At 63.9% G+C, this 18,645-nt stretch carries 20 protein-coding genes; 15 read left to right on the plus strand and 5 right to left on the minus strand.

Annotated elements, in window-relative coordinates; genetic code table 11:
- Positions 1 to 10: 10 nt before the first annotated feature.
- The gene (locus PZ895_RS01690) at positions 11 to 610 is read right to left on the minus strand and encodes a TetR/AcrR family transcriptional regulator (protein ID WP_275837293.1); all 600 of its coding nucleotides are present in this window, start codon (positions 608 to 610) and stop codon (positions 11 to 13) included.
- 69 nt (positions 611 to 679) lie between these two features.
- Here PZ895_RS01690 and PZ895_RS01695 point away from each other — a divergent pair, with 69 nt between their 5' ends.
- From PZ895_RS01695 to PZ895_RS01715, 5 genes are all read left to right on the plus strand, one after another.
- The gene (locus tag PZ895_RS01695; RefSeq protein ID WP_275837294.1) at positions 680 to 1,102 is read left to right on the plus strand and encodes a VOC family protein; all 423 of its coding nucleotides are present in this window, start codon (positions 680 to 682) and stop codon (positions 1,100 to 1,102) included.
- 118 nt (positions 1,103 to 1,220) lie between these two features.
- Entirely contained in the window at positions 1,221 to 1,511 is a 291-nt protein-coding gene (locus PZ895_RS01700; protein ID WP_275837295.1) for a GYD domain-containing protein, read from the plus strand.
- A 52-nt stretch (positions 1,512 to 1,563) separates the two neighbouring features.
- On the plus strand, positions 1,564 to 1,992 hold the full coding sequence (locus tag PZ895_RS01705; RefSeq protein ID WP_275837296.1) for a GFA family protein: 429 nt from the start codon (positions 1,564 to 1,566) through the stop codon (positions 1,990 to 1,992).
- A 57-nt stretch (positions 1,993 to 2,049) separates the two neighbouring features.
- A complete protein-coding gene (locus PZ895_RS01710) occupies positions 2,050 to 2,328 on the plus strand; it encodes an HlyU family transcriptional regulator (RefSeq protein WP_275837297.1) in 279 nt (92 codons plus the stop codon).
- The gene (locus PZ895_RS01715; RefSeq protein ID WP_275837298.1) at positions 2,321 to 2,503 is read left to right on the plus strand and encodes a hypothetical protein; all 183 of its coding nucleotides are present in this window, start codon (positions 2,321 to 2,323) and stop codon (positions 2,501 to 2,503) included. Before PZ895_RS01710 ends, PZ895_RS01715 begins: the two co-directional genes overlap by 8 nt.
- Before the next feature lie 281 nt (positions 2,504 to 2,784).
- On the opposite strand, the gene PZ895_RS01720 is transcribed toward PZ895_RS01715, so the two are convergent.
- Positions 2,785 to 3,234, minus strand: a complete 450-nt coding sequence (locus PZ895_RS01720) for a GatB/YqeY domain-containing protein (protein WP_275837299.1) — start codon at positions 3,232 to 3,234, stop codon at positions 2,785 to 2,787.
- A gap of 295 nt (positions 3,235 to 3,529) precedes the next feature.
- On the opposite strand from PZ895_RS01720, the gene carA reads away from it, so the two are divergent.
- Complete coding sequence (gene carA, locus PZ895_RS01725) at positions 3,530 to 4,729, plus strand: glutamine-hydrolyzing carbamoyl-phosphate synthase small subunit (protein WP_275837300.1); 1,200 nt, start codon at positions 3,530 to 3,532, stop codon at positions 4,727 to 4,729.
- 119 nt (positions 4,730 to 4,848) lie between these two features.
- On the opposite strand, the gene PZ895_RS01730 is transcribed toward carA, so the two are convergent.
- Both PZ895_RS01730 and PZ895_RS01735 read right to left on the minus strand, forming a co-directional pair.
- Positions 4,849 to 5,757: a neutral zinc metallopeptidase gene (locus PZ895_RS01730; RefSeq protein WP_275837301.1), complete on the minus strand. Its 909-nt coding sequence runs from the start codon at positions 5,755 to 5,757 to the stop codon at positions 4,849 to 4,851.
- A gap of 126 nt (positions 5,758 to 5,883) precedes the next feature.
- Positions 5,884 to 6,417 (minus strand): TetR family transcriptional regulator, encoded by a 534-nt coding sequence (locus PZ895_RS01735; RefSeq protein WP_275837302.1) that lies wholly within the window; start codon positions 6,415 to 6,417, stop codon positions 5,884 to 5,886.
- 93 nt (positions 6,418 to 6,510) lie between these two features.
- Here PZ895_RS01735 and PZ895_RS01740 point away from each other — a divergent pair, with 93 nt between their 5' ends.
- From PZ895_RS01740 to PZ895_RS01765, 6 genes are all read left to right on the plus strand, one after another.
- Entirely contained in the window at positions 6,511 to 6,831 is a 321-nt protein-coding gene (locus PZ895_RS01740; protein WP_275837303.1) for a multidrug efflux SMR transporter, read from the plus strand.
- Between the two features lie 161 nt (positions 6,832 to 6,992).
- A complete protein-coding gene (gene carB, locus PZ895_RS01745; protein WP_275837304.1) occupies positions 6,993 to 10,472 on the plus strand; it encodes a carbamoyl-phosphate synthase large subunit in 3,480 nt (1,159 codons plus the stop codon).
- 242 nt (positions 10,473 to 10,714) lie between these two features.
- Entirely contained in the window at positions 10,715 to 11,548 is an 834-nt protein-coding gene (locus PZ895_RS01750) for a hypothetical protein (RefSeq protein WP_275837305.1), read from the plus strand.
- A gap of 53 nt (positions 11,549 to 11,601) precedes the next feature.
- Positions 11,602 to 11,937, plus strand: coding sequence for a hypothetical protein (locus PZ895_RS01755; RefSeq protein WP_275837306.1), 336 nt, complete (start codon positions 11,602 to 11,604; stop codon positions 11,935 to 11,937).
- Positions 11,934 to 12,188 carry a hypothetical protein gene (locus PZ895_RS01760; protein ID WP_275837307.1) on the plus strand — a complete coding sequence of 85 codons (255 nt, stop codon included), beginning with the start codon at positions 11,934 to 11,936 and terminating at the stop codon, positions 12,186 to 12,188. The genes PZ895_RS01755 and PZ895_RS01760 overlap by 4 nt, the downstream gene beginning before the upstream one ends.
- A gap of 155 nt (positions 12,189 to 12,343) precedes the next feature.
- Positions 12,344 to 14,380 (plus strand): elongation factor G, encoded by a 2,037-nt coding sequence (locus tag PZ895_RS01765; RefSeq protein ID WP_275837308.1) that lies wholly within the window; start codon positions 12,344 to 12,346, stop codon positions 14,378 to 14,380.
- A 315-nt stretch (positions 14,381 to 14,695) separates the two neighbouring features.
- Here PZ895_RS01765 and PZ895_RS01770 read toward each other — a convergent pair whose 3' ends face one another.
- Positions 14,696 to 15,529, minus strand: a complete 834-nt coding sequence (locus PZ895_RS01770; protein ID WP_275837309.1) for an IclR family transcriptional regulator — start codon at positions 15,527 to 15,529, stop codon at positions 14,696 to 14,698.
- Positions 15,530 to 15,656: 127 nt separating this feature from the next.
- On the opposite strand from PZ895_RS01770, the gene dctP reads away from it, so the two are divergent.
- From dctP to PZ895_RS01785, 3 genes are all read left to right on the plus strand, one after another.
- Complete coding sequence (dctP, locus tag PZ895_RS01775; RefSeq protein WP_275837310.1) at positions 15,657 to 16,715, plus strand: TRAP transporter substrate-binding protein DctP; 1,059 nt, start codon at positions 15,657 to 15,659, stop codon at positions 16,713 to 16,715.
- A 63-nt stretch (positions 16,716 to 16,778) separates the two neighbouring features.
- Entirely contained in the window at positions 16,779 to 17,330 is a 552-nt protein-coding gene (locus PZ895_RS01780; RefSeq protein ID WP_275837311.1) for a TRAP transporter small permease subunit, read from the plus strand.
- Complete coding sequence (locus PZ895_RS01785; RefSeq protein ID WP_275837312.1) at positions 17,327 to 18,643, plus strand: TRAP transporter large permease subunit; 1,317 nt, start codon at positions 17,327 to 17,329, stop codon at positions 18,641 to 18,643. Before PZ895_RS01780 ends, PZ895_RS01785 begins: the two co-directional genes overlap by 4 nt.
- Positions 18,644 to 18,645 lie beyond the last annotated feature (2 nt).

An 18,645-nucleotide genomic window follows, 5' to 3' on the forward strand; every position in this document is an offset into this window, starting at 1 on the left:
GCGCCCTTTTTCATGAATGTCGGGTTGCCAGCCCTGCCATGATGGCGTCGATCGCCTGCTTCTTGTCCGCCTCCGACGCCCCACCGGCAACATCCAGCGCCGCCCGGTCGAACATCGCCGACAATAACGTGGCCACCGCGTCGAGCGGCAGGCGGCGGATTGCACCTTGCCGCATCGCGATCGCAAGCCCTTCGCGCAAGGTCCGGCCACCATGACGGGCATCGATCTCGTCCATCGCCTTGCGGCCGAGCACGGCCGGGCCGTCGAGCAGCAGAAGGCGCGTGCGGCCGGGCTGCGACATTGCCGCCATGAAGGCTTCGCCGCCTCGTATCAACGCGTCGAGCGCCGGCAGTTCCTCAGGCGTCAAAGCTGCGATCTCGCCTGCGACCGCCTCGGATTCCACTTCGACCACGGCGCGGAACAGCGCCTTCTTGTCGGCGAAATGGTGATAGAGCGCGCCGCGCGTCACCCCTGCCTTTTCCACGATCTGCGGTGTGCCGGTCTCGGCATAGCCTTGTTCGACGAACAGCGCTCGGGCCGCTTCGATAAGCGCGCTGCGCGTCCCTTCCGTCCGCGCATGATTGGAACGGCGCTCTGATTCCTGTTGCATACATACAGCCTGTATGTTAATTGAATGACACATACAGACTGTATGTTTTTTCAACAGGGAGTGAAAGCCATGAAATCGACGAGCTACTATCCGGTGATCATGACCGACGACGTCGCCGGCACGACCGCCTTCTACGTCACGCATTTCCGCTTCAAGCCGGTCTTCGAGAGCGACTGGTATGTGCATCTGACCTCAAGCGAGGACCGTCGCGTCAATCTCGCGATTCTCGACGGAACCCATGAAACGATCCCCGCCATCGGCCGCGGGCGCGTCTCGGGGCTGATCCTGAACTTCGAGGTCAAGGACGTCGATGCCGAATATGCGCGCGCGCAGGCGGCGAGCCTGCCGATCCACCTTGCCATTCGCGACGAGGCGTTCGGCCAGCGCCATTTCATCACCGCCGACCCGAACGGCGTCCTGATCGACATCATCAAGCCGATTCCGCCCAGTGCCGAATTCGCCGCGCAATATGCGCCGGACGCCATGCCATAGCCTGATCGATGGATCGCGCCGGGATTGCGATCGGCGCATACTCCGCGCGTTCCAACTTCAAGCCATGTCGGCGCCGCAGCGTCATCTCGCACCTCTGCGGCACGCAGAAAGGTGCAGCATGACGACCTACATCGTTCTCGTGAACTGGACGGATGAAGGCATTCGCAATGTCGGCGATTCCCCGAAGCGTCTCGACGCAGCCCGCAAGCTGCTGGCGGATATGGGCGGAACGTTTCGCGACATCTGGATGACGATGGGCGAGCACGACCTCGTCGCCATATGCGAAGCGCCCGACGATGCGGTTGCAGCCCGTTTCGCGCTCATGCTCGCCAAGGGCGGCAGTATCCGGACACGCACGCTGAAGGCATTCCCGGAAGCCGCCTATCGCGAGATCATCGCCAAGCTCTAGACTTGCGACGCGCGCCACGCCGGTCCACCTTGTGGAAAGCAAGGGACGCCGCATGGATCAAGATGCATACGAGACCGTGGAAGGCGGATGCCATTGCGGTGGCGTCCGGTTCAGGGCGCATCTCGTCGATGGCCTGAACACCGCACGGCGCTGCACCTGCTCGCTCTGTGCCATGCGCGGGGCCATCGCCGTCTCGGCGCGGGTGGAGGATTTCCAAGTCGAAAAGGGCACCGAGTTGCTGACCCTCTACCAGTTCAACACAATGGTGGCCGAGCACTGGTTCTGCTCGGTATGCGGTATCTACACCCATCACCGCCGCCGCTCGAGACCGACCGAATTCGGCATCAACGTCGCCTGCATCGACGGGCTCAGCCCGTTCGATTTCGCCGAAGTCGTCGTCAATGACGGCCAGACCCATCCCAACGACCGCCCGCCGGGCACGGATGGCATTACCGGCATCCTGCGTTTCGATCCTCGATGAACGCCGGATTTTCACCAATCACGCCTCTATGCTAGATCTCGAATCGAGGAGAAGAAAATGTCGTTTTTCAGAAAGCTGTTCGGTGGCGGCCCCGCCGCACCGGCGCCTGCGGCCGAACCTCAGGACTACAAGGGCTTCACCATTCGCCCGACTCCGTTTCAGGAAGGCGGCCAGTATCAGACCTGCGGCATCATCTCGAAGGAGATCGACGGCATCGTCAAGGAGCACAAGCTGATCCGCGCCGACCGCTTCCCATCCCTCGACGACGCGACGGAAACGACGGTCCGCAAGGCGCGCCAGATGATCGACGAACAGGGGGAGCGGATCTTTGGCTAGGCTCGCGCTTGTGCTGATGATTCTCGTTCTGCCGGGCTGCGCGGTGTTCGGCGGCGCGGGAAGCGCGACGCTCGGCGACGGTCGCATCGATGCGCGCGGCAGTGGCGCCGCGGCCGGCATCGGCGCGTCCGGTCCCTATGTCGGCGCGACTTCGGGCCGCGTCATCGTCCGGTGAGGCGCGACCTGCAACCTCAACGCGATCGGTCGGTTGTATGGAAAAAACGGGAGTCGCTAGGGGCCTAGACGACTCCCGTAGAGGTCAGAAGGCCCGTCTTGCCCTCCCAAAATCGCATATGGCGGTACGGCCTGGGAGAGTTCGAGAAAAGCGAATGCTTCGAACCCTGAGGAAATGTGCCGGTTTCTTCCGCAGGTTGCATCACCCAAACGGGTGAATGTTTGCGTTCAGACAAAAAAGCGCGACGCCAGCGGCATCGCGCCCTCTGGAACGCTGAACGTTTATTTCAGCATCGTCTTTACCATTCCGCTGGCCTTGGAAAAATCCATCTGGCCGGGAAACTTCTCCTTCAGCGCATTCATGCACTTGCCCATGTCGCGCAGGCCGTCGGCCCCGACCTCGGAGATCACCTGTGCGCAAGCCTGCCGCGTGTCCTCCTCGCCGAGTTGCTTCGGCAGGAAGTCGCGGATGATATCGATTTCGTGCCGCTCCTGCTCGGCCAGTTCGAGCCGGTTGCCCTCTTCGAAGGCGCGCGCCGAGTCCTCGCGCTGCTTGACCATCTTGGCCAAGATCTGCGTGATCTCGTCGTCGCTGACGGCGTCCTTGCCCTGCCCGCGATTGGCGATGTCGCGATCGGTGATGGCAGCCTGGATCAGCCGCAGCGTCGAGGTGCGCCGCTTATCCTGGCTCTTCAGGGCCGCTTTCAGTGCCTGGGCGATTTTCTCGCGCATGGCTTGTTCTCCTGTGACGGATGCGGAACATACCGCCCGCCGACTGCCGAAGCAATCGTATCCGTCTGTAACGCGTTGATTTGATTGATTCGTGTCAGTTCGAATTGCAGCTTCCGGCAATTGACCCGGCTTTCGCCTTCACCTATTGTCCGCCACCTGCATGGACCGACTTGAGTCTTGCACGGGATGTTCCCACCTGGGAGCATGGCCCGTGCGTTTCGTTGCGACATATGGCCCGGAACGCACCTCATTTCAAGGGCAGAGCCTGCCCGCGCGACGTTGACTGGAGATATGTATGGCTGCTGCAACCGCCCCCTGGAGCATCGAGAAACCCACCGCAGTCCTCGTGCTCGCCGATGGCACGGTGATCAAGGGCAAGGGCGCCGGGGCCACCGGCGAACGCGTGGCGGAAGTCGTCTTCAACACCGCGTTGACCGGCTATCAGGAAATCCTGACCGATCCGTCCTATGTCGGCCAGATCGTCACCTTCACCTTTCCACATATCGGCAATATCGGCGCCAATGACGAGGACATCGAGGATTTGAGCCCTGCCGGGCGTCACGGCGCGGTCGGCGCGATCTTCAAGGCCGACATCACGGCGCCGTCCAATTATCGCTCAGTCGGCCATCTCGACGAGTGGCTGGCAAAGCGCGGCATCGTTGCGATTTCCGGTCTCGACACGCGCGCGCTGACCGCCCTCATCCGCGAGCGCGGGGCGCAGAACGCCGTCATCGCGCATGATCCGTCCGGCAATTTCGACCTCGCCGCGCTGAAGGCCAGGGCCGCCGCGTGGTCTGGCCTTCTCGACCTCGACCTCGCCAGGGACGTCTCGTCCGGCCAGTCATCCGTCTGGTCCGAGACGCCCTGGGTCTGGAACGAGGGCCATGGCAGCCAGAGCGAGCCCGCCATGCACATCGTCGCCATCGACTATGGCGTCAAGCGCAACATCCTGCGCCTGATGGCCGGGCTCGGCGCCAGGGTCACGATCGTTCCCGCCACGACCGACGCGCAGGCGATCATCGCCATGCAGCCGGACGGCGTCTTCCTGTCGAACGGCCCTGGCGACCCGGCCGCAACCGGCAGATATGCCGTGCCGGTCATCAAGGATCTGATCGCCGCCAACCTGCCGGTCTTCGGCATCTGCCTCGGCCACCAGATGCTGGCACTAGCCGTCGGCGCGAAGACCGAGAAGATGCACCAGGGTCACCACGGCGCGAACCACCCCGTCAAGGACCACACCACCGGCAAGGTCGAGATCGTGTCGATGAACCACGGCTTCGCGGTGGATTCGAAGTCCCTGCCGCAAGGCGTCGAGGAGACTCACGTTTCGCTCTTCGACGGCTCGAACTGCGGCATCGCGCTCACCGGCAAGCCGGTTTTCTCGGTCCAGCATCACCCCGAAGCCTCACCCGGCCCCCAGGATTCGCACTACCTCTTCCGCCGTTTCGTGAACCTGATCCGCGAACGCAAGGGCGAGCCGGCACTGGCGGAGTAGCGTCTGCGTTGCCCGGCGCTCGAAAGCCGCCGCGCTGGTTGGTGGTTCGAGGCTCGGATTGCTGTGCTTGTCACAGGAATCCATGCTTCAACGGTTGCGCAACCCTCGACCTCGCCGAACTAAATCTGCCCCGAAAACGTATCGCAATCCTGCCAGCGGCCGCTCTCATAGCCGCGTATGAACCAGGTCTGGCGCTGTTCGGACGAGCCGTGAGTGAAGCTGTCGGGCACCACCTGCCCCTGCGTGCGCCGTTGCAGCGTGTCGTCGCCGATCTGGTACGCGGCATTCAGCGCCTCGTCGATGTCGCCGTCCTCGAGCAGGCCCTTCTGTTCCGTGAAATGGGCCCAGACGCCGGCATAGCAGTCCGCCTGTAGCTCGACGCGCACCGACATCTCGTTGGCCTCGGCCTGGGTCATCCTTTGCCGCTGCTGGTGGAAGCGCGGCAGCACGCCGGTCAGGTTCTGGACGTGATGGCCGACTTCGTGCGCGATGACGTAGGCTTGCGCGAAATCGCCCGATGCACCGAATCGGCTGCCGAGTTCGTCGAAGAAGGCAAGGTCGATATAGACTTGATTGTCATTCGGGCAGTAGAACGGCCCCACCGCCGAGGACGCCTGCCCGCAGGCCGAATCCACCGCGCCCGAGAACATCACCAGCGTCGGCTCCTGATAGGTCTCGCCCTGCGTCTGGAAGATGCCGTTCCACACGTCCTCCGTCTCGGCCAGAACGACGCCGACGAACTGCGCCTGCTCGTCACCACCGACCGGACGCTGCTGCTGCGTCACCTGCCCGGAAGGCGGGGCCGAACCGCCGCCGCCCATCATGTCCATCGGGTTGATGCCGAGGAAAGAGAGGACGAGGAACACCACCACAAGGATGACGATGCCGGACATGCCGCCCGCACCTGCGCGCCCAATGGGAATTGGAATGCGCGGCCCGCCCCGTCCGAAGCCTCCCGGCATCCGTGCAGGTCCCTGCCCACGCCGGTCCTCGACATTGCTGCTTTGACGACGACCTCTCCAACGCATGGCAATCCCCTCATAGACGCAGTAAAGCGCATTTCAACGGAATGCCCGCCCTCCGGTTCCGTCAAGGAGAAAATCGGACCTGACGGTGCGTTCGGAGTTACGCGTGCGAGAGCGACGAAATCCCGTTCAGTTTTCGTTCGCCAGTTGCGCGATGTCGTCGAAGATCGCGTCCCACTCCTTCGCGTCGATATCGAGGATGCCGAGCCCGCGCAGCATGAAGATGCCCTCACAAGCCAGAAACGCCAGCCGCCGCCGGCGCCCCTCGGCATCGTCGCGGAAACTGTCGAGCCAGCCGCGATAGTCCGCGCGTAGCGGCTCCGCCTCGTCACCGACTTCCACCAGCGCGGCCATCAGGCTCGCCGCCCGCGCCGCCATCGCTTCGCTCTCGTCGCGCGTGGCATCGATCCGCGCCTTGAGACGATCGCCCTCGCCGGCAGCGTGTCGTGCCGCAACCTCGGCCTCGAACCGTCTCAGGTCCCGCTCCATCATCGCCGCGATCAGCGCCGACTTGCTGGCGAAGCAGTAGAGCACGCCGCCCTTCGACACCCCCGCACGCGCCGCCACCTGATCGAATGTGAGTTGCCCCGCCCCCGCCTCGCTAACGATGGCCTCGGCGGCGTCGAGAATGGCATCGCGGTCGATCGTGCGCTTGCGTCCCATTCAAAATTCCTCTTTTCAATCCGTCTGGTCGGATATATATAAGCTCTGTCCGGCCGCCTGTCACGCGGCCTTTCCTTTGTGATGGAGACTATCATGGCATGGGTTTTTCTTGGGTTTGCAGGGCTGTTCGAGGTCGTCTGGGCGACTTCGATGAAAATGTCTGCGGGCTTCACGAAGATCGGCCCGACGGCGATCACCATTCTGGCGATGATCGTTTCCTTCACCTTCCTGTCCCTGTCGCTGAAGGCGCTGCCGCTCGGCACCGCCTATGCGATCTGGACCGGCATCGGCGCGGCCGGCGCCTTCGTCGTCGGCGTCATGTTCATGGGCGAGGCGCTGACTTTCGGCCGTGCGATCTCGATCCTGCTGCTCGTCTCGGGCATCGTCGGCCTCAAGCTGTCGTCCGGCGTGTGAACAGGCGGCGCGCGCCGTCCACAACCCGCATTTTCGGGGTTACGTTCGCGCGCGCCTTTCCCTATAAGGCGCCCTTAGCCTGACATATGAAATCCTTCCGCCGCACCGGTCGCCCCGCGCGCCCGGCCTTCGCGGCAGAACGCGCGCGAGACGGACGCTCCATGCCAAAACGCACCGACATCAAGTCGATCCTGATCATCGGGGCCGGCCCCATCGTCATAGGCCAGGCCTGCGAGTTCGACTATTCGGGCACCCAGGCTTGCAAGGCGCTGAAGGCCGAGGGCTATCGCATCATCCTGGTCAATTCCAACCCGGCCACGATCATGACCGACCCGGAGCTGGCCGACGCCACCTATGTCGAGCCGATCACGCCGGAAGTCGTCGCCAAGATCATCGCCAAGGAGCGCCCCGATGCGCTGCTGCCGACCATGGGCGGCCAGACCGCGCTCAACACGGCCCTGTCGCTGCGGCGGATGGGCGTGCTCGAACGCTACAATGTCGAGATGATCGGCGCCAATGCCGAGGCCATCGACAAGGCGGAAGATCGCTCGCTCTTTCGCGAGGCGATGCAGAAGATCGGCCTCGAAACGCCCAAATCCATGCTCGCCAACGCCTCCGAGGCGAAGGATGCCGACAAGCGCGCCCATGAAGCCCGCCGCGCCGAACTCAAGGCGTCCAACCCCGCCGATCTCGACGCCGCGCTCGACGCGCTCGAAACCGAATGGAACCTCGGCGAAGGCGACCGCAAGCAGCGCTACATCTCCCACGCCATGGGCATCGCCGCCCAGGCGCTCGACGCGGTCGGCCTGCCCGCAATCATTCGCCCCTCCTTCACCATGGGCGGCACCGGCGGCGGCATCGCCTACAACCGCGCCGAATTCTTCGACATCGTTTCCTCCGGCCTCGACGCCTCGCCGACGACCGAAGTCCTGATCGAGGAATCCGTCCTCGGCTGGAAGGAATACGAAATGGAAGTCGTCCGCGACCGCGCGGACAACTGCATCATCGTCTGCTCGATCGAGAACATCGACCCGATGGGCGTCCACACCGGAGATTCCATCACCGTCGCGCCTGCGCTGACCTTGACCGACAAGGAATACCAGATCATGCGCAATGCCTCGATCGCGGTTTTGCGCGAGATCGGCGTCGAGACCGGCGGCTCCAACGTCCAGTTCGCCGTCAATCCGGCCGACGGCCGTCTCGTCGTCATCGAGATGAACCCGCGCGTCTCGCGCTCGTCGGCGCTCGCCTCCAAGGCCACCGGCTTCCCCATCGCCAAGGTCGCCGCGCGCCTCGCCGTCGGCTATACGCTCGACGAACTCGACAACGACATCACCGGCGGCGCGACGCCCGCCTCGTTCGAGCCCTCGATCGACTATGTCGTCACCAAGATTCCGCGCTTCGCCTTCGAAAAGTTCCCCGGCGCCGAGCCGACGCTGACCACCGCGATGAAGTCGGTCGGCGAGGTTATGGCCATCGGCCGCACCTTCCAGGAGTCGCTGCAAAAGGCCCTGCGCGGCTTGGAGACCGGCCTCACCGGCCTCGACGAGATCGAGATTCCCGGCCTTGTGGAAGGCGACGAGAAGAATGCCATCCGCGCCGCTCTCGGCACGCCGACGCCCGACCGCCTGCGCATGGTCGCCCAGGCCATTCGCATGGGCACCTCGCTCGAGGACGTCCATCAGATGTGCCGGATCGACCCGTGGTTCCTCGAGCAGATCGGCGCCATCATCGCCATGGAAGCGCGTATCCGCGAGCACGGCCTGCCGCAGGACGCGCAGAATTTGCGCATGTTGAAGGCCATGGGCTTCTCCGACGCCCGCCTCGCGTCCCTGGTGAGGAAAGACGAGGAAGACGTTCAAAAGCTGCGCGAAAAACTCGACGTTCACCCCGTCTACAAGCGCATCGACACCTGCGCCGCCGAGTTCGCCTCGCCCACCGCCTACATGTATTCGACCTACGAGACGCCCTTCGCAGGCAGCCTCGCCGACGAGGCAAAGGTCTCCGACCGCAAGAAAGTCGTCATCCTCGGCGGCGGGCCGAACCGCATCGGCCAGGGCATCGAGTTCGACTATTGCTGCTGCCACGCCTGCTTCGCGCTGGCAGACGCCGGCTACGAGTCGATCATGATCAACTGCAACCCCGAAACCGTCTCGACCGACTACGACACCTCCGACCGCCTCTATTTCGAATCGCTCACCGCCGAGGACGTCCTCGAAATCCTGCGCGCCGAGCAGAAGGCCGGCACGCTCCACGGCGTCATCGTCCAGTTCGGCGGCCAGACCCCGCTCAAGCTCGCCGACGCGCTCGAAAAGGCCGGCATCCCGATCCTCGGCACCTCGCCCGACGCGATCGACCTCGCCGAAGACCGCGACCGCTTCCAGAAGCTCCTCGTCAAGCTCGGCCTGAAGCAGCCCAAGAACGGCATCGCCTGGTCGGTCGAGCAGGCCCGCACCGTCGCCTCAGAGCTCGGCTTCCCGCTGGTCGTGCGCCCGTCCTATGTGCTTGGCGGCCGCGCCATGCAGATCATCCACCACGAATCGATGCTGCAGACCTACCTGCTCGACACCGTCCCCGGCCTCGTGCCGGAGGACATCAAGCAGAAATACCCTAACGACAAGACCGGCCAGATCAACACCCTGCTCGGCAAGAACCCGCTTCTCTTCGACACCTATCTGTCCGAAGCGATCGAAGTCGACGTCGACTGCCTGTGCGACGGGCACGCCACCTACGTCTCCGGCATCATGGAGCATATCGAGGAAGCCGGCATCCATTCGGGCGATTCGGCCTGCTCGCTGCCCGTCCACTCGCTCGACAAGGCGATGGTCGCCGAGCTCGAACGCCAGACGGCGGCACTCGCCAGGGCGCTTAATGTCGGCGGCCTGATGAACGTGCAATATGCGATCAAGGACGGCGAGGTCTACGTCCTCGAAGTGAACCCCCGCGCCTCGCGCACGGTCCCCTTCGTCGCCAAGACCATCGGCCGCCCCATCGCCAAGATCGCCGCGCGCATCATGGCCGGCGAGACCCTCGACGAAGCCTTCGGCCATTACGGCACCAAGCCCGACGCGGCCGATCTCGGCCACGTCGCCGTCAAGGAAGCCGTCTTCCCCTTCGCCCGCTTCCCCGGCGTAGACACGCTTCTCGGCCCCGAAATGCGCTCCACCGGCGAAGTCATGGGCCTCGATCGGGACTATGCGCTGGCCTTCGCCAAGGCCCAGCTCGGCGCCGGCGTCGACCTGCCCCGCTCCGGCACGCTCTTCGTTTCGGTCCGCGACGAGGACAAGGCCCGCGTCCTCCCCGCCGTCAGGCGCCTCGCCGGTATCGGCTTCAAGATCCTCGCCACCGGCGGCACCGCGCGCTTCCTCAAGGAAAACGGCGTCGAGGCCGAAAAGATCAACAAGGTCCTCGAAGGCCGTCCCCACATCGAAGACGCCATCCGCAACCGCCAGGTCCAGATCGTCTTCAACTCGACCGACGGCCAGAAAGCCGTCTCCGACTCAAAATCCCTCCGCCGCGCGACCCTGATGCAAAAAGTCCCCTACTACACCACCATGTCCGGCGCCGAAGCCGTCGCCGAAGCCATCGCGGCGCTGAAGGCGGGGAGTTTGGAAGTGCGGCCGTTGCAGGCGTATTTTTAGGGCAACACCCCAACCGCGCATGATCTCCCCCCTTGCGGGGGGTCCGAAGGACGGGCCGAGACCTGTGCTCGGGCCAGGGCGTCCGGCAGGACAGAGGGGGGCGCTGTCCCGCAAACCTATCCGCGCTAACGTATCGCGTCGGCTTCCGACGTGATTTCAACCGTTCGACCGCATATATTTTGCTTTCCAAGTCGCGGACCGTCAGCTTAGCTCTCTGCTTATCTGAGGCGAAAGGTGAGGCTATGACCGCTATAGCCATTTGGCGCAACGATGAGGTCGAAGGAAACCCGTCGCTATGGGCTGCTGCCGATAGCAGAGTGTCCGGGGTGGACGGCAATCTGCTTATTGCCGATGCAGTGAAAATCTTGTCGCTTCCGATCATTTGCCGACGGCCGGGACCGAACGGATTCTTCAGCGAGACCTATTTCGTTCACACGCTCGGTTACTGCTTCGCGGGCAGTACGCTTATGGGACAGAACGCCTATCTTGGCCTTGCGCCGCTACTCTCGAACCTAATATCGGCGACGTCATATATTCCCTCGATCGAGGACATCACCCGCCAGATTTTGGCGTACCTGAAAGTTACTTTCGAGGACTACAGACCGATAGGGGCGCAACAATCGCTCTTTGAAGTGGCCGTGTTCGGCTATTGTCACAGGACGCAGCAGTTGGAGATTGTCCATTTCCGCCCCAAACTCGTTCAGAACGTCTACGAGGTAGGCATAGAAGCCCACCAGAATTTGCACGCCCACGACTTCGTATACCTAGGGAACGACGGCGCAGCGCTTCGGGAAGAAATCAAGAACGCCTTTAACGGTGAAGCGATACCGGGCCGCCCTATTTCGCGCGCGCCGCGTTTTGTCATTCAAGACCTTATAGCAAGTAATGAAAGCCTTACGATCGGCGGCGATCTTCAACTCGCCATCGCCGACAGGTTCGGCTTTCGACCGTTCGCATTGGTAAGACCTTATGTCCTGGGGCAGCCTGCCGCCTACACTAGCTATCTTGGTCGTGAACTAACGGACGATTTGACAACCGTCGGCGAAGCGCGGACGTCGCCTATGATGATCGTATAGCGCCGCCGCATCCGTGAGATTTTGAGGCGAGGATTGCAAAGCATCCGGTTAGTATGGCTGCTTCTTCACATTGCCATCCGAAAGTCGCCATTCCGCTTTCCTCCAATTTCGCCGCGTCGGATTTCCTGATCATACTGAACAAACGCCTCAACGCTTGCCGCAACCCGCTCACCTGCTACACTCCCCCCATGACCAAGCTGGAAAAGATCGAAGAGTCCGTCGCCGCCCTCTCCGACGCGGAGCTGAAGCGCTTTGCCGCCTGGTTTGCGGACTATCAGTGGGAGCGCTGGGACCAACAGCTTGAGCAGGACGTCGAAGCGGGCAAGCTGGACAATCTCGCCGATCAGGCGCTGGCCGACTTCGACGCCGGGCGCACCCGGTCCCTTTGAAGCATCACACCAACCCCGCCTTCTGGTCGCATTACGACCGGCTGGAACCCGAAATCCGGCGGTTGGCCGACAAGAATTTCGCATTGCTGAAGGCCGATCCGCTGCATCCATCGCTTCGCTTCAAGCGCGTCGGCCGCCTGTGGTCGGCGCGCGTCGGCCTCAACCATCGCGCGCTTTGCGTCAGGCGCGACGATGACTGCGTCTGGTTCTGGATCGGAACGCACGCCGAATATGACCGCCTGATCGGCTGACGCCCACAAAAACTTATCCCCCCGCGGCCACCTCCACGCGCCCTTGCCCTTGCGGCAACTCCATGTGAAGCTTTGCGCCTCGGGAGGAAACCGCGACGGCCGCAGGCCGGCCGCCGCCGATGGCGCGAAAAGCGCTTCAGACGGGAGGTCGGATCATGGGTAAACGCGCCGGAGAACGACGCACGGGACCGAAATGCATCGCCATTGTCGGTCCCTTCGCAAGCGGCAAGACCACGCTTCTGGAAGCGATCCTCGCCCGAACCGGCGCGATCCCCCGCCAGGGCGCCGCCGGCCAGACGGTCGGCGATTTCTCGCCCGAGGCCCGTGCCCACGCGATGAGCGTCGAGGCCACGGTCGCCACCACCGATTTCATGGGCGAAAGCCTGACCTTCATCGATTGCCCCGGCTCCGGCGAGTTCGCCTATGAGGCGGTGCCGGTGCTGAGCGCCTGCGACCTCGCCATCGTCGTCGCCGAACCCGACGAGAAGAAGATTCCCGCGCTGCAACTGATCCTGCGCCAGCTCGACGATCTGGGCGTGCCGCGAATGCTCTTCCTGAACAAGATCGACAAGGCCACCGCCGGCGTGCGCGACACGCTGAAGCTGTTGCAGCCGGCCAGCCGCACCCCGCTTCTGCTGCGCCAGATTCCCTTGCGCGAGAACGGCATCGTCGTCGGCTCGATCGACCTCGCGCTGGAGCGCGCCTATGTCTATCGCGAGCACGCGCCGAGCACAGTCACCGACATTCCCGACGACCAGCGCGCCTCCGAGCTCGAAGCGCGCTTCCAGATGCTCGAGACCCTGGCCGACCACGACGACGCGCTGATGGAGCACCTGCTCGAGGAGATCGAGCCCCCGCGCGACGAGATCTTCGACGATCTTTCCGCCGATCTGCGGGACGGCTCCGTGACACCGGTCCTGATCGGCGCCGCCGAGCGCGGCAACGGCGTGCTGCGGCTCCTGAAGGCGATCCGCCACGACGCGCCCGACGTCGCGGCAACGCGCGAGCGCCTCGGCATGTCGTCCGAAGGCAAGCCGGTCCTGATGGTGCTGAAGACCGTCCACACGCCCCATGGCGGCAAGCTCTCCATCGCCCGCGTGCTGGCCGGCCAGATCGGGGATGCCGCCGAAATCTGGAACGCCCAGGGCGCGTCAGACAAGATTTCCGGCCTCTACCGGATGCTCGGCAAGGACCAGACGAAAATCGCTTCCGCCGGCGAAGGCGAAACGGTGGCGCTCGGCAAGCTCGATGCGATCGCGACCGGTGACACGATTTCGACGGCCAAGGGCGTGGCGGCGATCCCCGTGCAGTCTCCTGCCGATCCGGTTCACGCCATCGCGCTGCGCTCGAAGGAGCGCAGGGACGACGTCAAGCTCTCCGCCGGCTTGCAGAAGCTGGTGCAGGAAGACCCCTCGCTCACCATGGAGCAGAACCAGGAAAGCGGCGAGACGATCCTGTCGGGCCATGGCGAGATGCATCTGCGCGTCGCCATCGAGCGGCTGGAGAACAAGTACCAGATCGCCATCTCCGCGAGCGAACCGGCGATCCCCTATCGCGAGACGATCCGCAAGCCCGTCTCGAAACGCGGCCGCCACAAGAAGCAGTCCGGCGGGCACGGCCAGTTCGGCGACGTGGTGCTCGACATCCGGCCGCTCGCCCGCGGCGCGGGCTTCGAGTTCACCGACACGATCACCGGCGGCGTGGTGCCGAAGCAGTATTTCTCCTCCGTCGAAACCGGCGTGCGCGACAGCCTGAAGACCGGTCCGCTCGGCTTCCCGGTCGTCGACATCGCGGTCAACCTGGCCGACGGCTCCTACCACAATGTCGATTCCTCCGACATGGCGTTCCAGCAGGCCGCTCGCCTTGCGATGAAGGAAGCGCTGGCCGAGGCGTCCGCCGTCATGCTGGAGCCGATCTTCAAGGTCGAGATCGTCACCCCCTCGGACGCCACCGCCCGCATCACGGCCATCGTGTCGCAGCGCCGAGGCCAGATCCTCGGCTTCGACGCGCGTCCCGGCTGGGAAGGATGGGATGTCGTGGAGGCAATGATGCCGCAGGGCGAAATGCGCAATCTGATCGTCGAGTTGCGCTCGGCGACGGCCGGCGCGGCGACCTATGTGGCGCGCTTCAACCACATGGCCGAACTCACCGGCCGGCAGGCCGAGGAACTGAGCCAGGGCAAGGCAGCCTGACGCACCACGCATGAAGCAAAAAAAAGCCGGATCGAAAGATCCGGCTTGAAGTATGGAAGTGCCTTTTCAGGCGAAACCTCCAGAGGGGAACACTCGCGGGCACCAATGGGAGGAGGAACGTGCCCGGGAGATGATCGTGATATGTGCTCGGAATGCCCAAAGATCAAGCATTGTGTTTTGCATTGCACCCATGCAGTTTTGCATGGACGGCTTCTGATCAATTAAGCGGCTGTTTTCGTTCATCGCTTCATCATCTGGCTCAATCGCCAGGCAATCCGTGACACCCTACTTTTTCCTTGCGCGCCCATGAAAAGTTCATCGGCCACGACCGTTCAGCGCCGCCTCCACGCTGCGAACGAGGTCGCGAATCGCCGGTCCGACCTCTTCGTGCATGAATTTTTCGGTGAACTGATAGGGCGGCCCGCCACAGTTGAACGCATAGACGCCCGACCCGTCGGCGGCGGAGAGCGGCGCTGCGACGGCATGGATTCCCGGCCGCCAGGCACCCGCCGAGATCGCGTAGCCGCGCTGGATGCAGGCGTCGATCTCCGCCCGCATTTCCCGTTCGAGTTGCGGCCACTCCGCGCCATAGCGCGGCGCCATCTCGGCGATGGCGCGCTCGCGCTCGTCCTGCGGCATGACGGCAAGCAGCGCCCGGCCCATCGCGGACCGGGCGAGCGGGATGCCCGAACCGATATCGAGCTGGAAGGTGATCGCCGCCGAGCCGCGGGAAATGTCCACGTAGAGCGCCCGGTTGCGGTCGCGGATGCCGAGCGCCACCGGCGCGGCGAGCCGTTCGGCAAGCTCGTCCATATGCGCCCGCGCGATCTGGCGGATTCCCAGATTGGCCAGCGCCGAGTAACCGAGCGTGATGGCCGAGGGCGCAAGCTGGTATTTGCCGGTACGCGGCATCTTCGTCAGATAGCCGAGCGCGCAGAGCGTATAGGTCAGGCGCGTTACGGTCGGTTTGGGCAAACCCGTCCGCTCGGCGATCTCCTGATTGCCCAGAAAGCCGTCGCGCGGCCGAAAGGCGCGCAGCACCTCGAGGCCCCGTGCCAGCGCGGTCACGAATTTGCGGTCGCCGCCATCCTCGACATCCACAGCCTCCTCCGTTGATTGTATCCGTGCCTGTTCGGTTGCGGTTGACATGGCTCCTCCATTCCCCAAGGATACCGAATTGTTGCGAAAGTCAATTTCGCAGTGCGAAATTAAGGAGGCTGCCGGAAGGATCCGGCGGCAAAATGGCTTCGGCCTATTCGAAGTGGAGGAAACACGAATGTCCTATTTCAGCCGTCTGGCGCTCGCGCCGGCCGTCGCCGTGGCGTTGTCCGTCAGCGCCTTTTCCGCCAGCGCGCAGGAAAGCGTGACCTGGCGCGTCCAGTCGCACTGGCCGCAATCGTCGAGTTCCTATGCCGACAGCCTGGAATATCTGCGCGACACGCTCGACGAGCGCACCGGCGGACGGCTGAAGCTGGAGCTCCACCCGGCAGGCGGCCTTTTCGGCGCCGACGAGATCTTCAATGCGGTGCGTCGCGGCGTCATCCAGATGGGCACGATCTCGCCGGCCTATGCGATGGGCGAGATGGAAACGGCGGGCATCGCCTTCGGCCTGCCGGCGGCCTTCGAGAACGAGTGGGAAGCGCAGTATTTCTTCAAGACGCTCGGCTTCGAGGACATGGTTCGCGAGGATGCCGCCCAGCACGGCCTCTATTATTCGACGGACAAGGTCTTCACCAACGAACTCGTTCTGACGAGCCGTCCCGAGACGCCGGCGGATTTCAGCGCGCTCACCCTGCGCTCGTCCGGCACCTTGCAGAACTACCTGACCGATGCCGGCGCCGCGGTATCCTCGATCCCCGGTTCCGAGCTCTATCAGGCGCTGTCGTCCGGCGTGGTCGACGGTGCCCATTGGGGCGCGGTCCAGGGCGCGCTCTCGATGAGCCTCTACGAGGTCGCGAAATATCACGTCCGCCCGCCGCTCAGCGTCGGCGGCATCGATGCCTTCATCGTCAATCAGGAGGCGATCGACGCATTGCCGGAGGACGTTCAGCAAATCCTCTACAACACGCTCGACGAGCAGTTCTGGCGCCGGACCAACGAGTACATCTTCGGCGAGCAGCGCGCTCTTGCGCGCGCTCAGGCCGAGCATGATGTCGAGGTCATCGAGTTGCCGCAGGAAGTCCGCGACCAGATGTTGCAGGCCGCGCAGGTGAGCTGGCAGCGCGAGCGGGACCGCGGCGAACGCGCCGCCGCCGCGATGGACATGCTCGAGGAATTCCTCGCAGAGCTCGGTCGTGCGCCCACCGGCACCGGCGAAACTGAAGAAGCCGAATAGGCCCTGCCGCGCCGGGCCTTTGGCCCGGCGCCCTCCCTTTCCCTCATATCAGCGGGTCATGCCATGAAGGTCCTTGGCGCGAGCGCAGGCGCGATCACCTGGCTGAACGAATGGGTCGGGCGCATCACCGCCCATCTCGTCCTGTTCATGTTCGTCTTCCTGTTCGTCGAAGTGCTGCTTCGCTATTTCTTCCGCGCGCCGAGCAACTGGACCGGCGAGCTGTCGCAGCTCATCTTCGGCGTTTACGCGCTGCTCGGCGGCGGCTATCTCTTGATCAGCAACGGCCATGTCAATGTCGACCTGATCTATGGTCGCTGGTCGCGGCGCACCCGCGCCGCTGTCGACATCGCCACCTCCGTCCTTTTCTTCGTCTTCATCGTCGTCCTGCTCTGGCAGGGCTGGTCGCTCGCCGCCGATTCCGTCGCGCGCTGGGAGCGCTCGCAATCGGCCTGGAACCCGCCGGTCTGGCCGGTCAAGGTGATGATCCCGGTTTCGGCCGCGCTTCTGCTTCTTCAGGGCCTCGTCAAGCTGGCCAACGACATCCTGATCGTCGCCGGCCGCGAGCCGATCGTCCCCGACGCAAAACCCCATGACGGCGCGGGAGACACGCTGTGAGCATCGAACTCCTGACCGTCCTCTTCTTCGGCTCGCTGATCGTCTTCCTGATCCTCGGCCTGCCGCTCGCCTTCGTCCTCGGCGGCGTCTCGACCGCCTTCCTCTATTTCACCTGGGGACCGGACGCCTTCTACATCGTCGCCTCGCGCATGTGGACGACGATGAACAATTTCACGCTCATCGCCATCCCGCTCTTCATCCTGATGGCGATGCTTCTGGAGCGTTCCGGCGTCGCCCAGAACCTCTACCGCATGATGCATCTGTGGTGGGGCGGCGTGCGCGGCGGGCTTGCCATAGGCACGGTCGGCATCTGCGGCCTCTTTGCCGCCATGTGCGGCATTTCCGGCGCGGCCGTCGTGTCGATGGGCACGATCGCGCTCCCGAACATGCTCAAGCGCGGCTACGACAAGGAACTCGCGCTGGGAGCCATCAATGCCGGCGGCGGCTTTGGCATCCTGATCCCGCCCTCGATCCTGATGGTGCTCTATTCGCTGATCACCGGCGTCTCGGTCGGCCAGCTCTTTGCCGCCGGCATCGTCCCCGGCATCCTGCTGATGGTGCTCGTTTCGCTCTACATCGCCATTCGCTGCTTCATCCAGCCGCATATGGGCCCGGCCCTGCCCCCCGAGGAGCGCGGCGACTGGGGCGAGAAGATGCGCGCGCTCGGCTCCGTCCTGCTGCCGATCTTCATCGTCATCATCGTCCTCGGCTCGATCTTCGGGGGTCTCGCGACGCCCACCGAGGCCGCCGCCATCGGTGTCTTCGGCGCCATCGTCGCCGCGCTCGTCAATCGGCAGTTCTCGTTCAAGATGCTGAGCGAAGCCTGTATGCGCACCTTTCGCCTGACCGCGATGGTCATGTGGATTCTCTTCGCCGCGCACGCCTTCTCCACCGCCTACAATGCGATGGGCGCGCAAAGCTTCATCTTGGAGATGATGGAATATGTGCCTGGCGGCGCATGGGGCGCGCTCGCCGCGATCCTCGTCATCCTGTTCCTGCTCGGCATGGTGCTCGATCCGGTCGGCATCATGCTCATTACCCTGCCGGTCTTCCTGCCGATCATCCAGGCGCACGGTTTCGACCCGATCTGGTTCGGCATCGTCTTCATCGTCATGATGGAGATCGGCTACATGACCCCGCCCTTCGGCTTCAACCTGTTCTACCTGAAGGGCGTCGCGCCGCCGGAAGTGACGATGGGCGACATCTACCGCTCGGTCATTCCCTATACGCTGGTCGAACTCCTCGGCCTCGCCATCATCATCGCCTTCCCGGCACTGGTGCTGTGGTTGCCGGCACTGGTCTATGCACGCTAGAA

The organism is Mesorhizobium sp. YIM 152430, from assembly GCF_029210365.1.
Lineage (GTDB): Bacteria > Pseudomonadota > Alphaproteobacteria > Rhizobiales > Rhizobiaceae > Aliihoeflea.